Annotated in this window: 15 protein-coding genes; 5 read left to right on the forward strand and 10 right to left on the reverse strand. The window is 71.9% G+C overall.

Annotated features, from left to right (window positions below; genetic code table 11):
• Nucleotides 1-102: 102 nt before the first annotated feature.
• Nucleotides 103-1245 (forward strand): Mrp/NBP35 family ATP-binding protein, encoded by a 1143-nt coding sequence (locus tag FRANCCI3_RS19345; protein ID WP_011438202.1) that lies wholly within the window; start codon nt 103-105, stop codon nt 1243-1245.
• A 128-nt stretch (nt 1246-1373) separates the two neighbouring features.
• On the opposite strand, the gene tatB is transcribed toward FRANCCI3_RS19345, so the two are convergent.
• The 4 genes from tatB to sigE form a co-directional block, all read right to left on the reverse strand.
• The gene (gene tatB, locus FRANCCI3_RS19350; RefSeq protein ID WP_011438203.1) at nt 1374-1913 is read right to left on the reverse strand and encodes a Sec-independent protein translocase protein TatB; all 540 of its coding nucleotides are present in this window, start codon (nt 1911-1913) and stop codon (nt 1374-1376) included.
• 67 nt (nt 1914-1980) lie between these two features.
• The gene (locus FRANCCI3_RS27585) at nt 1981-3342 is read right to left on the reverse strand and encodes a S1C family serine protease (protein ID WP_236701545.1); all 1362 of its coding nucleotides are present in this window, start codon (nt 3340-3342) and stop codon (nt 1981-1983) included.
• Between the two features lie 1419 nt (nt 3343-4761).
• A complete protein-coding gene (locus FRANCCI3_RS24980) occupies nt 4762-5595 on the reverse strand; it encodes an anti-sigma factor family protein (protein ID WP_011438206.1) in 834 nt (277 codons plus the stop codon).
• A complete protein-coding gene (gene sigE / locus FRANCCI3_RS19370; RefSeq protein WP_023841759.1) occupies nt 5592-6401 on the reverse strand; it encodes an RNA polymerase sigma factor SigE in 810 nt (269 codons plus the stop codon). Before sigE ends, FRANCCI3_RS24980 begins: the two co-directional genes overlap by 4 nt.
• Before the next feature lie 165 nt (nt 6402-6566).
• Here sigE and FRANCCI3_RS19375 point away from each other — a divergent pair, with 165 nt between their 5' ends.
• Together FRANCCI3_RS19375 and FRANCCI3_RS23665 are read left to right on the forward strand one after the other, a co-directional pair.
• The gene (locus FRANCCI3_RS19375) at nt 6567-7220 is read left to right on the forward strand and encodes an O-methyltransferase (protein ID WP_011438208.1); all 654 of its coding nucleotides are present in this window, start codon (nt 6567-6569) and stop codon (nt 7218-7220) included.
• Nucleotides 7221-7372: 152 nt separating this feature from the next.
• Nucleotides 7373-8119 carry a hypothetical protein gene (locus FRANCCI3_RS23665; RefSeq protein WP_011438209.1) on the forward strand — a complete coding sequence of 249 codons (747 nt, stop codon included), beginning with the start codon at nt 7373-7375 and terminating at the stop codon, nt 8117-8119.
• A 101-nt stretch (nt 8120-8220) separates the two neighbouring features.
• Here FRANCCI3_RS23665 and FRANCCI3_RS19385 read toward each other — a convergent pair whose 3' ends face one another.
• The 3 genes from FRANCCI3_RS19385 to FRANCCI3_RS23670 all read right to left on the reverse strand — a co-directional run bounded on the left by FRANCCI3_RS19385 (nt 8221) and on the right by FRANCCI3_RS23670 (nt 10825).
• A complete protein-coding gene (locus tag FRANCCI3_RS19385; RefSeq protein ID WP_011438210.1) occupies nt 8221-9948 on the reverse strand; it encodes a leucyl aminopeptidase family protein in 1728 nt (575 codons plus the stop codon).
• A gap of 124 nt (nt 9949-10072) precedes the next feature.
• Complete coding sequence (locus FRANCCI3_RS24985; protein ID WP_011438211.1) at nt 10073-10240, reverse strand: DUF3117 domain-containing protein; 168 nt, start codon at nt 10238-10240, stop codon at nt 10073-10075.
• 222 nt (nt 10241-10462) lie between these two features.
• A complete protein-coding gene (locus FRANCCI3_RS23670; RefSeq protein ID WP_063579555.1) occupies nt 10463-10825 on the reverse strand; it encodes a DivIVA domain-containing protein in 363 nt (120 codons plus the stop codon).
• Here FRANCCI3_RS23670 and FRANCCI3_RS26435 point away from each other — a divergent pair.
• Together FRANCCI3_RS26435 and folP are read left to right on the forward strand one after the other, a co-directional pair.
• Entirely contained in the window at nt 10812-11009 is a 198-nt protein-coding gene (locus tag FRANCCI3_RS26435) for a hypothetical protein (protein WP_148214919.1), read from the forward strand. The genes FRANCCI3_RS23670 and FRANCCI3_RS26435 overlap by 14 nt on opposite strands.
• A 5-nt stretch (nt 11010-11014) precedes the next feature.
• Complete coding sequence (gene folP / locus FRANCCI3_RS19395) at nt 11015-11827, forward strand: dihydropteroate synthase (RefSeq protein ID WP_011438213.1); 813 nt, start codon at nt 11015-11017, stop codon at nt 11825-11827.
• A 15-nt stretch (nt 11828-11842) separates the two neighbouring features.
• On the opposite strand, the gene FRANCCI3_RS19400 is transcribed toward folP, so the two are convergent.
• The 3 genes from FRANCCI3_RS19400 to FRANCCI3_RS19410 form a co-directional block, all read right to left on the reverse strand.
• Nucleotides 11843-12448, reverse strand: coding sequence for a TIGR00730 family Rossman fold protein (locus FRANCCI3_RS19400; RefSeq protein WP_011438214.1), 606 nt, complete (start codon nt 12446-12448; stop codon nt 11843-11845).
• The gene (locus FRANCCI3_RS19405; protein ID WP_011438215.1) at nt 12445-13221 is read right to left on the reverse strand and encodes a TIGR00730 family Rossman fold protein; all 777 of its coding nucleotides are present in this window, start codon (nt 13219-13221) and stop codon (nt 12445-12447) included. The genes FRANCCI3_RS19400 and FRANCCI3_RS19405 overlap by 4 nt, the downstream gene beginning before the upstream one ends.
• Nucleotides 13222-13506: 285 nt before the next feature.
• Nucleotides 13507-14154: a serine O-acetyltransferase gene (locus tag FRANCCI3_RS19410; RefSeq protein ID WP_011438216.1), complete on the reverse strand. Its 648-nt coding sequence runs from the start codon at nt 14152-14154 to the stop codon at nt 13507-13509.
• Nucleotides 14155-14300: the final 146 nt, after the last annotated feature.

Genomic DNA, 14300 nt, shown 5'->3' on the forward strand with positions numbered 1-14300 from the left:
GGGGATCGTGAGCCGGCGCCGTCACGTCCCCCGCGGGCTATCGTGGACCCACAGGCGGCCCGGCGGGCCGCACCTGATACCAACCTGTGACTGAGGTTTCCCTTGTCCCTATCCCGGCCTTCCCCCGACGCGATTCAGTCGGCTCTGGCGACGGTGCACGATCCCGAGATCGGTCGTCCCATCACCGAGCTGGACATGGTCTCGTCGGTTCGCGTGCTCGACGACGGCTCGGTCGACGTCGGGGTCCTGCTCACCGTGTCCGGCTGCCCCATGCGCGACGAGATCATCAATCGGGTCAGTCGAGCCGTCAGCGCGGTCGAGGGCGTCCGCGAGGTCCGCGTCGATCTGCAGGTCATGTCGGACGAGCAACGCGGTGCCCTGCACGCGAAACTGCGGGGGGGCAACGCCCCCAAGGCGATTCCCTTCGCCCAACCAGGCTCGACCACCAGGGTCTACGGCGTCGCCAGCGGCAAGGGCGGCGTCGGCAAGTCCTCGATCACCGTGAACCTGGCCGCCGCGATGGCCCGTTCGGGCCTGTCGGTCGGTGTGCTCGATGCCGACATCTATGGGCACTCCGTGCCCCGCATGCTGGGCATCGACCGCCCGCCCACCCAGGTCGAAAAGATGATCATGCCGCCCCAGGCACACGGGGTGCGAGTCATCTCCACCGGGATGTTCACGCGCGGCAACCAGCCAGTGACCTGGCGCGGACCGATGCTGCACCGTGCCCTGGAGCAGTTCCTGTCAGACGTCTTCTGGGGTGACCTGGACGTCCTTCTCCTGGACCTACCGCCCGGCACCGGTGACATCGCCATCTCCCTGGCCCAGCTGGTGCCGTCCTCCGAACTGCTGCTGGTCACGACCCCGCAGCTGGCGGCCACCGAGGTCGCCGAGCGGGCCGGGACCATCGCCGTGCAGACCCGGCAGAACGTGGTCGGGGTCGTCGAGAACATGGCGTGGCTGCCCTGCCCGCACTGCGGCGAGCGGGTCGACGTGTTCGGCTCTGGCGGCGGGGCTGCGGTGGCCGAGCGGCTGACCAGGGTGCTCGGTCATGACGTACCGCTGCTGGCCCAGATCCCGGTGGACGTCCGGCTCCGGGAAGGCGCCGACAACGGCATGCCGCTGGTCATCGGCGAGCCGGACAGCGAGGCGGGCAAGGCCCTGCACGCGGTGGCGGGCCGGCTCACCTACCGCTCCCGTGGGCTCGCCGGACGCAGCCTCAACCTCACGCCGGTGGGGCGCTGAACACCTACGATCGGCCGTCCGTCCGGGTTCGCGCAGCCTGATCGACGCGAGCCCGGCCCCGGCTGGCCCCGCCCCGGGGCGGGTGCATCGAGCCGGCGGCGACGCCGAACCTCAGGCGACGCCGAACCTCAGGTGGCGTCCGAGTCGAAGGGCACCTCTGTCGCCGGGCCGTCGCTCCGTGCCGGCTGCGCCGGCACGGAGCGGGCGGCGGACGCCTTGCTCGGCGAGACCTTCGACAGCATGGGGGACACCGGACCGGGCGGCGCCGCCGGAACCGCGGCCTCGGCGCCGGGACGAGCCGGATCCTTGGCCGCGGGATCTCTCGGCAGCGAGGACTTGGTCAGTGACGGCGCCGCGGGCGGATCGTCACCGAGGAGCAGCGAGTCGAGCGAGGTCCGCTTGGTGAGGTATGGCGGCAGAACCGGATCGTCCTCGAACAGGTGCTTGCGGACGAAGGTCTTGGGATGCAGGTCCCGGATATCCAGATCGGCGAATTCCGGGCCCAGCTCGGACCTGAGATCGTTACGCATGCCGTTGGCCAGCTGACGCAGCTGACGCAGCACGCGTCCCGCGTCCCTGGCGGCCTTGGGCAACCTGTCCGGGCCGAAGACGAACAGCCCGATCAGAAGCAAGACGACGACTTCACCCCACCCGACACCGTTGAACACGCGCTGAGCGTACCTCTCCCGGTGTTGCGGGCAAGGAGCTCGTGGGCAACGAAAAGATGTCTGCGGCTCAGCGCTGTTGTTCCTGCAGCGTCAGCTGGGTGGTCGCGGTGGCACCGGCGCGTTCGTAGGCGACCGACACCCGGTCACCTACCCGGTGGAGCCGGGCTGCGACGATGAGGTCGTTCATCCCGCTGATAACCCTGGTGTCCACCCGCGTGATGATGTCGCCGACGCGCAGCCCGGCGCGCTCGGCGGGGCCACCGGGCGCCAGGTTGACGACGCGGGCACCCGACGTGGTCCCCATGGCCTTCGCCTGGCCGGCGGTGACGGTCGCGGCTGACACGCCGAGGTACGGGTGGGTCGCCCGACCGGTCGAAATGATCTCCTGAGCGACCGAGCGGGCGAAGTCGATCGGGATGGCGAACCCCACGCCGATGCTGCCGCTCTGGCTCTGGGACTCATGGCCGGGCACCGCGGCGATCGCGGTATTGATCCCCACCATCTGGCCGAGGCCGTCGAGCAGCGGACCACCGGAGTTGCCCGGATTGATCGCCGCGTCGATCTGGATCGCCCCGATGAGCACCGTGGGGTCGGTGCCGCTCTCGGCCGGGACCATGGGATTGCGGTCGAGCGCGCTGACGACGCCGGTCGTCACGGTGCCGGCGAGGCCGAACGGCGCCCCGATGGCAACCACCGGCGCTCCCACGACCAGCGAGCCGGACTGGCCGAGCGTCACCGCCGGCAGGGGCTGCGGGGCCGGGATCCGCAGAACGGCAATGTCAGTCTTGGGATCCCGCCCGACCAGGTCGGCCCGGACCTGGCCGAACTCCTGGTAGCGGCGCACGGAGATCGGAGTTCTGGCGGCGACCGCGGACGCCACGACGTGGTTGTTCGTCAGGATGTACCCCTCCGGGCTAATGATCACCCCGGAGCCGGTACCCGCGGCATCGCCGTCCCCCCCGCCACCGGCGTCGATCGTCACCACACTGGGCAGAGCCGTCGCGGCGATCGACGCGACCGACCTGCGGTCGGAGCTGGGCGCGGCGGTACCGACCGGCAGGGCCGCCGACGCCTGTTGGTCGCTGCCGCGCTCGGTCATCGAGACGAGCAGCGCACCGATCCCCCCACCCAGCAGACCCGCGACCAGGATGCTCGCGAGGAGGACCCGGTGACCGAGAACGATCGGGCGACCAGGAGCGACCAGGCGCCCCCGCGGCGCCGAACGACCAGTCAGGACATCGGCGAACGGCACGGCGAACGGCGCGGCGTTCGAGCCGCCGCTGTCGGAGCCGCCGCTCTCGGAGCCGCCGCCGTCGGAGTCCGCGGGCAGCGGATACGGCGTCGAGGTCGGCGACCACGCCCGCGGGGAGCCCGTCTCGGCGGGCGGTGGGGCCGGCGGCTGCGTGCCGAAGCCACGCACCGCGGTCACCGTCGGCAAGCCTCCCGACGGCTCCCGCGGGTTCCCGTCCGCCGCAGCGCGCCCGCGGTCGGTCGCGGCGGCGCCCGGGTCGCAGCCCGCCCGGGCGCCCGGCGCCCCCGGACCCGAAACGCCCGTCCTCGAAACACCCGCCCCCGGAGCACCCGCCCCCGGAGCACCCACGCCCGGAGCACCCACGCCCGGAGCGGCCCCCTCGACCCGCCCGGAATGCCGGGGGTGGCGATGCCCTCCAGGAGCGGAGCCGGCCCTGTCCTCACCGGGTGGGAGGGTCGGCGGACGCCGGCCGGGCTGACGTACCGGAATCCGCGCCGCCCCGGATTCCGGCGTCGCACCCTCACGGGCCGTGGGCCGCGGCTGCGGCCCCGCACCCGATGGCCCCGCACCCGATGGCCCCGCACCCGATGGCCCCGCACCCGATGGCCCCGCACCCGATGGAGTCCCCGGGGCCGGCTCAGGAGCGCGTGCCGCCGGGCTACCCGTGCCCGGCGTCCCGGCGGCCGTGGGTCGCCGCTCGGGCCGGGTCTCCTCCGCCGGCCCGGTCATCGCGGTGGTGGATGCCGTACGAGGCGATTGCGGACGGCGTGTCCCGGCCGCCGGTTCCGACCCGGACGGCTGCACGGGTCCCGACGGCTGCACGGGGACGACCACCCCGGGCTGTACCCGCGGCCCGGCACCGCCGGCCGTGGTGGGCCGGGGCGTGGCGGGAAGGCGGAGCCGACTGACGGGTATCGTCCCACCGGTCGAGGGGACGGTCGTCTCGTCGCGCGCCGCCGCGACCCGGCCACCGGCCTGATCGGTCCGCGGCTTGCCGTCGGTGGCGGAAGGCGCCGCGCCGGCGGCTCGCGGGACACCAGGGCGGGAAGGATCGGCGCGGTGGCCCGGGCCGGCGGGAACCGACCGCATCGTGGATGACCGCTCGAGACGTCGGGGCCGTACGGGCGGGTCGACCGGTTCCACGCTCGCGACAGGCACCTCGTTGTCGCTGACGTCCACACGTCCTCCCCGACTCGCTCGTCGCACGGCACGGCGGAACGCCGGCGACCGGTTCCGTCCTGGAAAGCACGCGCGACGCGTCCGAGCGGGTAACACGGTAAAGCCTCACATCAGGCCAGACGAGACCTCTCCTCCAGAACACCCAGAAAATGTCTTTCAGGTACCGGAAAGATGCGTCCCGCCGGTTTCCGGCGGCGACCGGGGCGGACAGCCGGACAAAGGCGACCAGCCAGGGCTTGGCGCCGGGAGACGGAGCAGGCGACACCCTGAAACTCACGGCCCCGACCGCCTCCCGGTACCCGGGACGGCCTACCCCGTCCGAATACCCCCGTTCAAACACCCCCGACCGGGTCGATGGGGAACGTGTTCGCCCGGGTCGGCCCGAATTCGCCCGAGTCGGCCCGAACGGGCGGACGATCAACGGCGCAAGGACACCCGGACCGGGGCGAACATCGGGGTGAGCCGGCTCGGGACGCCGTTCGCAACGCCCGGGGCGACGACCGAGGACACCGTCGGCACCGCGACGGGCCCCGGCGTCTGGGTACTCTCCTGGCCGTCGGCGATGGCGGCACCAGCGACGGCGAGCAGCATCAGCGCGGCGGATCCGAGGAGGGTTCGGCGCATGCTGGTCCGGGGGGTGGGACGACGGTGCGGGGCCGGCAGCCGCCGGCGCGGGGCGGGCGAAGCCGGCCGCCGCAGGTGCTGACGCGCGGGCCCCGGCGCGGGACGGCCCGCCTGACCCGGACCGCGCGCAGCCCCGCCGGTGGCTGCCGGCGCCGGTCGAGCGGCGGGCCTGGGCGAGGCGGGACGAGTGCCGGCGCCCGGGCGAGGATCGAAGGGGGGCTGTCGGAGCTCGACGGAACGCGGCAGCAGGGCCGGTACTGTCACCGTGAACGCCCCGGGAAGCCTGACCGGGTCGAGACGGGTAGGCCCCCGCCTGTCCGGCGCAGGACGGAACTGGGAGCGCTGGGATTGCGGGGAGCGCTGGGAGCGCGGGGAGCGCGGGGACGAACCCGGCGGGGGCGCGGGCAGCGCGGTCAGACCGCCCAGGCTCAGCAGCCGGACCGCGAGGCCGCCAGGAAGATCCGGCCCATCGAGAGCAACCAGCCGTGCCTTGACCATCCGCAGGGCCGCCACCTCCCGCTGGCACTCCCCGCAGCGGGCAAGATGCGCGAGCGCGCGATCACGAGCGTCATGATCAAGCTGATGGTCGATGAGAGGCGAGATCCGATCGCCGAGATGCTCGGTCACGCCCGCCGCTCCCGCGGAGCACCACCCTTGCTCCCGGCGGCGACGGGCCCATGCCGTCCCCTGCTTCTGGGCCGCCCGTCGTCGCCTCGGTCCCGACGCGGTCTGGTCGTGTCCGGCGGCGCCACGTCCGCCTCGGCGAGCTCCGCCGCCACCGGCCCGACGGCGGGCTCCGCGGTGAGAAGGGCGTCGTCCGAGACCGTCACGGCGGCGGACAACGCGGCGCCGTCACCAGTACGTGGCGCGCGATCAGCCAGCGCCGCGCGCAACATCGCCCGACCGCGCGAGATCCGGCTGCGCACTGTGCCCAGTTTCACGCCCAACGTCTGAGCGATCTCTTCGTAGGAGAGCTGCTCGATGTCGCACAGCACGACGGCGGCCCGGAAGTCGGGCGGCAGAGCGGCGAGCGCGGCCTCGACGTCCGCGTCGAGATGAGCCTCGGCGTAGACCGCCTCCGGGCTCGCCTCGCGGCCGGCCAGCCGCTCGGTGTCCTCGGGCAGCGCATCGAACCGGATCTTCTGCTGGCGACGCATGCGGTCGAGGAAGAGATTGGTGGTGATCCGGTGCAGCCACCCCTCGAAGGTGCCGGGGGTGTAGTCCGCCAACGACCGGAACACCCGGACGAACACGTCCTGCGTCAGGTCCTCGGCGTCGTGGGCGTTACCGGTGAGGCGGTAGGCGAGGCGATAGACCCGGTTGCCGTGCTCACGGACCACGTCTTCCCAGGAAGGAGGAACCCAACCAGAAGCTTCTGCGGTGGCGGCGACGCCGGCGGCGTCCGAGCCCGCCCCGGGGTCCTGAGCAGCCACGGCCGCCTCTCGGTCGGTTCGCGTCAAACGTACCCGACGAGCCGGCCAGGGAGCGGCGAATCCCGCTGCGGACACCGATGTTTCTCCCCTCGATCCTCGACACGATGCGCGTTGACCAGATGAACGCGCGTCCTCGGTCTCCCGTTCCCGTAGGCTGAGGAAGTCATGCCGGACACTGACATCGGCGAACTCGAGTCCGCCGCCGCCTATGCCGAGGGCTTCCTGCTGGAAGACCCGATCCTTCGCGCTGCCCGCGCCCGAGCCGAGGAGGTCGGGATCGTCCCGGTCAGCCCGGGTACCGGCGCGGTCCTACGCTTCCTCGCCGCTGCCGTGGGCGCCCGCGCGGTGGTCGAGATCGGCACAGGTACCGGGGTCTCCGGTACCTGGCTGTTGCGCGGGATGCGGCCCGACGGAACCCTGACCACCATCGACGTCGAGGCCGAGCACCTTCGGCTGGCCCGGCGCACCTACGCCGACGCGGGGATGACCCCCGGGCGCAGCCGGCTGATCACCGGCCGCGCCCTCGACGTTCTCCCCCGGCTGACCGACGGCGCCTATGACCTCGTGTTCTGTGACGCGGACCGGCGTGAGGGCACCGAGTACCTCACCCAGGCCCTGCGGCTGCTGCGGCCGGGCGGCGTGGTGGCGTTCGCCAGCGTGCTGGCCTTGGCCCAGGGCCAGGCCACCGGCCCCGAGGCGGTGGCGGTCCGCGAACTTGCCACAGCTGTACGTGACGACGTGCGGCTTACCCAGATGCTCCTCACCACCGGCGGCGGCCTCCTGGTCGCCGTGGTCGCCAAGTCCTCCCCGGTCGGCTGACCGGCACCCCGGGCGGGTGACCGGCACCCCGGGCGAGGTGGCCGGTCCGCGGTAACACGATCGGGGCCGGCCGATCGTGCCGGTACCCGGTGGCTCCTCAGTGGGCGCGTAAGGTGCGCTTAAGCGTGACATTCCTACGCCTTGGGGAGTAAATGGCACCGGCCGCGCAGGAGTACCGGCGCTACGACGTCTACGACGACTACGGCGACTACGACAGCCGGGCCAGGGACGCCTACGACAGCCGGGCCAGGGACGACTACGACAGCCGGGCCAGGGACGCCTACGACAGCCGCGCCGAGCCACCGCCCGCCCCACGTGAGAGCCTGCTGCCCTACATCACGTTCGTCCTCGTCGTGGCGGTCCTAGCCGGGATCGCCGGTTACACGCTGAACCGCCTGGTGGGACCGGCGCACGGCGCGCGCTCCGCCCACCCGTCCGCACCGGGCGCCACCCCCTCCCCGACGGCCGTGCCCACCCCGTCGGCCGTGGGAGGCGGCCTCGCCGGCCTTACCGCCGAGCAGGTGGCGATCCGGCTGGCCGGCGCGGGCCTGCCGCTGCACACCACCGTCGTCTACAGCGCGGCCACCGACCCGGATCGTCTCCTGGGCCGGACGAACGGCTACACCAGCAGAATCGCCTTCAGCGATCCGCGGGTGGGCGTCAACGAGGTCTCCGGAAGCCCCGCGGGCGCGATCGAGCGCGGCGGCGCGATCGAGGTCTTCGCGGACGCGGCGAGCGCGCAGCAGCGGGCGACGAAGCTCCTCACCGTCACCGCCGACAACCCGCTCGTCACCGAGTACGTCTTCGTCCAGCGCACCGTGGTGCTCCGGGTCTCCCTGGTCCTCACCGCGGACATCGCCCGGGAATACGAGGCCGCGCTCCTGCGTCTCGCGGCCTGAGATCCCCTCGCGGCCCGGCAACATCCAGGACATCCAGGGGTATCGGGGTATCGGGGTATCGGGGACGTCTGGAACATCCGGGAGTTCCGGGGGCTCTACACTCAGGCCGCCGGTGTCTGGGATGGCCCACTCGACAGCCAGGTCAGCAGGGTACGCACCCCCCACCCGGTGCCGCCCCGGCTGATCTCGCCGTCGTCGGCGTCCGACCGTGCGGTGCCCGCGATGTCCAGATGTGCCCAGGGCCGCCGGCCCGCGAACTCCCGCAGGAACAGCGCCGCGGTGATGGAACCGCCCCCGACGTCCAGCGCCCGGCCGATGTTGGCAAGGTCCGCCACCGGCGAGTCGATCGCCGCCCGGTACTCCTTCACCAACGGCAGCCGCCACACCCGTTCCCCGGCGCTGTCCGCCGCGGCGGACAGCGCCGCCGCCAGCCGGTCGTCCGAGCTGAACAGCCCGGCGGTGCGCCGGCCGAGCGCCACGGCGATCGCTCCGGTCAGCGTGGCGAGATCGACGATGACATCCGCGTCGAGCGCGCCCGCGGCGTAGGCGAGGCCGTCCGCCAGCACCAGGCGGCCCTCGGCGTCGGTGTTCAGTACCTCCACCGTGGTCCCGCCCCAGCAGGTGATGACGTCGCCGGGACGCATGGCAGTCGCACCGATCATGTTCTCCGCCAGACAGAGCAGGCCGGTGACGCGCCCGGGCACGTTCAACGCCGGCAACGCGGTCATCGCCCCGAGCACCGCCGCCGCGCCCGCCATGTCGGTCTTCATGCCGGCCATCGGGACGGCCGGCTTCAGGGAGAGCCCACCCGAGTCGAAGGTGATTCCCTTCCCGACCAGGACCCGGTGACCATCGGTGAAGCGGCCCGCCGGCGAACCATCCGGCTCCGCCGACCCGATGGATCCCGCCGACCCGATGGATCCCGCCGACCCGGTGGATCCCGCCGACCCGGTGGATCCCGCCGACCCGGTGGATCCCGCCAACCCGGCCTCGCCAGAAGTCCACGGTGGCCCGTGATATTCGAGTTTGACCAGGTAGGGCGGCCGCGGGGAACCCTCACCGACGGCGCACAACCCCCCGAAGCCCTGCGCCGAAAGATCGTCGGGGCCGAGCAGGGTCGTGTCGAGACCCGCCGACGCGGCGATGCGCACGGCACGGTTCGCCAGCCACTCGGGTGACTTCACCAGACTCGGCATGTTGACCAGATCGCGGGCGATGTACACCCCGGTGGCCACCGCCCGCGCGGCGCCGACCGCGGCCACCGCCCCGGGCTCGTCCGCCCGACCGGTGAGCACGATGACGTTGCCGGGCGCGCCGTTCTCCGGCCCGGGCCGGCCGGCCGGGTCGGGCACTCCAGCGGCCCGGTCGAGCACTCCAGCGGCCCGGTAGGCGCCTAGCGCCAGGCCTTCGGTGAAGGCCCGCAGGCCCGGATCGCCGGGCTCCGCCACCACCGCGAGCCGGTCCGGTGCCCCGGCGCGGCGGGCGAGCGCGGCGCCCGCGGCCCGCCAGTCACCCGGTTGACCGGCGCCGATGCCGACCACGAGCAGCCGGGTCGGCCGAGCCGTCCGGGCCAACGGCACCACCAGCACCGAACCCGCATCGCCGCGCAGGGACTCGGACTCGACCAGCAGCGCAAGATCCAGTCCGAGATCGGCGCCGACACCGCGGGCAGTTTCGTCGAACACGGGTCCGTTCTCGGACGACGCGAGGACCAGGGCGACGGTCGAGGGCTCGACGTCGGCGACGGTGGCGGACCGTAGGGTAACGCCGGGAGGAAGCCTGATGAGCCCGTCGATCGCCGGGCCTGACGCGGAATCAACGATGCTCATGCCGGCCTTCTCACCGGGACCGCCGGACTCACCGGGACCGCCGGACCACGACGGAACCCGGCTGCCGCGGGACGGACGCGAGGACGGCGCACGCGGACGGACACCCGGGCGGACGCACGGACGGTTAACTGACCGCGGTCTTCAGGGCATCCCCCAGCGCACTCGCCTCGTCGGCGGTGAGTTCCACGACGAGCCGACCGCCCCCCTCCAGCGGGACACGCATGACGATGCCGCGCCCCTCTTTGGTCACCTCGAGCGGACCGTCACCCGTCCGCGGCTTCATGGCCGCCATCGGTGCACCTCTTCCTGCCGTCGGACCTGCATCTGACGACGATTATCCCGTAGACCGGACCGCAAACCGAAACACGTCTCTGCGCGGCATCACAACAGTCGCCCGCCGCAACATCGAGAGGTGGGCGTCGATGTTGACGACAACGCCTGCGCGTGTCCCTGCATAGGCCAGATCGATCGGCTACCAACAGTCGACTGTGATGCCACAGACAGTCGGCGGCGATCACTCGTCGATCTGTGGCGAGCGAGTATCCCGATGCCCGTCCGGCGATGGCGCGGTGTCGACGCGCGCGAAGGCGGCCAGCCGGACCAGCTCCTCGTCCCGCCGGGCCAGCTCCTCGTCCCGCCAGGCCAGCTCGTCGGCGAGCCGAAGCAGGACGGCGTCGACCTCGGCCATCCGGTAACCACGCAGCGCCATCCCGAACCGCGTGCGGGCAACGTCACCGGCTGTCACCATGCCGGCAGGTAGTCCGGTAGGAGCGCCGTCCGGCGGCGCCGGGGCGAGCCGATCGAAGCGACCGACGGCCAGCGCGGCCACCGCGAAGACGACGGCGGCCACGATCACAATCTCGATGACGAGCACCACGCATCCGATCGTGCCACGGCCCGCCGATCGTGGTGATTCTGGCAGGCTGGCCCGGTGCATGCCGACACTGCCCACCCGGCCCCGCAACGACTGGATCCGCAACGACTGGATCCGCAACGACTGGATCCGCAACGACTGGGTCCGCTACGACTGGGTCCGCGGACCTTCGAGCCGACCGAGCTGATCGTGATGGCGATCGTCAACCGCACCCCGGACTCCTTCTTCGACCGCGGGGCGACATACGGTGCGGCCGAGGCCTTGGCTGCGGTCGACCGTGCGGTCGACGAGGGGGCGGGGATCATCGACATCGGCGGGGTGAAGGCCGCGCCCGGCGGCGAGGTGAGCGCGGCCGAGGAGCTGCGCCGTGTGGGTGGCTTCGTCGCCGAGGTCCGGGCCCGCCATCCCCGGCTGGTCATCAGCGTCGACACCTGGCGCGCGCAGGTCGGACGGGTCGTCGCGGGTGAGGGCGCCGACCTGCTCAACGATGCCTGGGGCGGGGTGGACCCGGCGCTCGCCGAGGTCGCGGCCGAGTTCGGCGTCGGTCTGGTCTGCACCCACGCCGGCCATCTGCCGCCGCGCACCCGGCCGCACCGGATGGTCTACGACGATGTGGTCGCCGACATCGTCGCCACCACGGTGGGGCTCGCCGAGCGGGCGGTGTCGCTCGGGGTCCGGCCGGATGCGATCCTCGTCGATCCGGGGCACGACTTCGGCAAGAACAGCCGCCACTCCCTTGAGGCCACCCGCCGGCTGCCGGAACTGGTTGCTACCGGGTGGCCGGTGCTCGTCGCGCTGTCGAACAAGGACTTCGTCGGGGAGACCCTGGACACCGGCATCGACGAACGCCTGGAGGGCACGCTGGCCGCGACCGCGGTCAGCGCCTGGCTCGGGGCCCGGGTCTTCCGGGCGCACCAGGTGGCGGCGACGCGGCGGACGCTGCGGATGGTCGCGGCGATCCGGGGCGACGTCGACCTCGCCGTCGCTCGCCGCGGCCTCGCCTGAGGAACAGGAACGGGCTCAGTCGCCTTCGACGATCTCCCGCGGGGTCGGGGTCGGGGGCGGAGGGGAGGTGACGGTCGCCGCTGTCACGCCCGCCTCCAGGAAGTCCACCGCCTCGCCGATGCCGGTCGCCCAGCGGAGGGTGTCCCGGGCGCGCGGGCGGACGAACCCGCGGTCGACCATCTCGTCGACGAGGATCCGCAGGTGGGCGAAGACCCCGTCGGGGTCGAGGAGCACCACGGGCTTGGTGTGCATGCGCAGGACCCCGGCGACCCAGACCTCGAGCAGCTCCTCGAGGGTGCCCAGGCCCCCGGGCAGCGCCAGGAAGGCATCCGAGCGCGCGTCCATGAGCGCCTTACGCTCCCGCATGGTCTCCGTGACGATGATCTCGTCCGCGTCCAGGTCGCTGACCTCCATCGCGACCAGCGCCCGCGGGATCACGCCGACCGTGTAACCTCCGCTGGCCCGCACCGCCCGGGCGATCGCCCCCATGCACGACACCGAGCCTCCGCCGGAAACCAGGGTGTGGCCGCGCCGGGCGAGCTCGGTGCCGGTCTGGGCCGCCAGCAGGACGTACGAGGGGTCGATCAGCTCGGAGGACGCGCAGTACACGCAGACGTTCACGGAATATCCATACCTGCGGGCCGGGTGTGCCCGGCGGTTCCCTCCAGGATGATGCGCACGGCCTCGTGGATGTCGTCGGTGATCGAGAGGATCTGCAGGTCCCGCTCCTGGACCAGGCCGGCGGGCAGCAGGGTCGTCCGCATCCAGTCGACGAGTCCCGACCAGTACTCGGAGCCGATCAGCACCACCGGGAACCGGGTGACCTTGCCGGTCTGGACCAGGGTCAGCGCCTCGAACAGCTCGTCGAGCGTGCCGAACCCACCAGGGAGGATCACGAACGCTTCGGCGTACTTCACAAACATCGTCTTGCGGACGAAGAAGTAGCGGAAACTGACACCGAGGTCGACCCAGTCGTTGAGCCGCTGCTCGTAGGGAAGCTCGATGCCGAGGCCCACCGACAGGCCGCCGGCCTCCTGGGCCCCACGGTTCACCGCCTCCATCGCGCCCGGCCCCCCGCCGGTGATCACCGCGAAGCCGGCCTCGGCGAGCGCGGCGCCGAGCAGCCGGCCCTGCCCGTAGAACGGGCTGTCCGGGGGAATCCGGGCCGAGCCGAAGACGGTCACCGCCCGTGGCAGTTCGGCGAGCAGGCCGAAACCCTCGACGAACTCGCTCTGGATCCGCATGACCCGCCACGGGTCGGAATGGACGAACCCCGAGGGGCTGCGGGTGTCGAGCAGGCGCTGATCCGTGGTGGAGTGCTCCACCTGGCCACGCCGGGCAATGACTGGCCCACGGAACTGCTCCGGCGGCGGGATGCGGCGCTCGCGCCCCATCGCGATCCCCGTGTCGCTACCGGTCCCGGTCCCACCGCCTGCGGGAGCTCCCGGACGGGCCGAGGTTCCCGGATCGGCAGCGGGACCAGAAGCCCCAGAAGCCGTGGGACGTCCCACGGGCGGGTCGTCAGAAGAAGGCACGGCGCCCTCCTCCTCAGCAAGCGGCGGGGAGGGCGGCTCCGGGCTCAAGGACGGCGTCACCACGGCACCATAGGCCACGGCCCGACAGACACATCACGATGCCCGCACGGTAGTAGGACGACGGTGGACGAGGTCAGGGCGAGGCTATGGCGAGCTGACCAGGCCGAGCGACGCCCTTCTGGCCTCGTCCCGCACCATCCCGAAGTACTCGACATACTCGAAGGCGCCCCGGCTCGAGACCACGCGGGCAGGAGCACCCACCGCGACCGATCGAGCAGCAAGCGATCGGGTTACCACGGCATTGGCGCCCACCAGGGCGTCGTCTCCCACCTCAAGACGACCCAGGATCCTCGCTCCAGTCCCGATACTCACCCGATCGCCGATTGTCGGGCGACCGAACTTCTCGCCAGTACCACTCTTTCCTATCGTCACATCGTGTCCTACGTTGCAGTTCTCACCAATTTCACAGGCACCAATGATCACACCCCCAAAATGGGCGATAAAAAATCCCGGACCTATCCTGGCGGCGGGGGAGATCCAGATACCCGTCACGATCTGCGAAACCCGAGACAGAACGCGGTAGACAACCGTGCCCAAGAGCCGCCCTGCCGCCCCGGCTACGCCTTTCTGCGGACTTGCGACGAACGCACCGAACCGGTAGACGAGGATCGCCTGGAGGCCGGGGTTGTTCAGAACAGCAGCGATGCGACTGGCCCCGATCGAGCGGGGTCGACGGCCATCGTTGTCGTAGTAGACAAATCGGTCAATGTCCCGAAGAACAACATTCTTCAACGAACACTCCCCTGGCAAAAAATGGATGAGAAATGGTCGTCCACTGCCGGTAGATCGTTGATTTCAGCCGGCGGGTATAAGCCACTTCGCAGGGCACTGCCACAGTATCGTCGGGGCGCCAGCCGAAAAAATCTTGGAAGTCCGGC

The organism is Frankia casuarinae (assembly GCF_000013345.1).
Classification (GTDB): Bacteria; Actinomycetota; Actinomycetes; order Frankiales; family Frankiaceae; genus Frankia; species Frankia casuarinae.

Coding starts and splice junctions, on each gene's coding strand:
- FRANCCI3_RS19375 (WP_011438208.1), top strand. CDS start 6,567: ATGCCGGACACTGACATCGGCGAACTCGAGTCCGCCGCCGCCTATGCC.
- FRANCCI3_RS23665 (WP_011438209.1), top strand. CDS start 7,373: ATGGCACCGGCCGCGCAGGAGTACCGGCGCTACGACGTCTACGACGAC.
- FRANCCI3_RS19385 (WP_011438210.1), bottom strand. CDS start 9,948: ATGAGCATCGTTGATTCCGCGTCAGGCCCGGCGATCGACGGGCTCATC.
- FRANCCI3_RS24985 (WP_011438211.1), bottom strand. CDS start 10,240: ATGGCGGCCATGAAGCCGCGGACGGGTGACGGTCCGCTCGAGGTGACC.
- FRANCCI3_RS26435 (WP_148214919.1), top strand. CDS start 10,812: ATGACGAGCACCACGCATCCGATCGTGCCACGGCCCGCCGATCGTGGT.
- folP (WP_011438213.1), top strand. CDS start 11,015: ATGGCGATCGTCAACCGCACCCCGGACTCCTTCTTCGACCGCGGGGCG.
- FRANCCI3_RS19405 (WP_011438215.1), bottom strand. CDS start 13,221: ATGGGGCGCGAGCGCCGCATCCCGCCGCCGGAGCAGTTCCGTGGGCCA.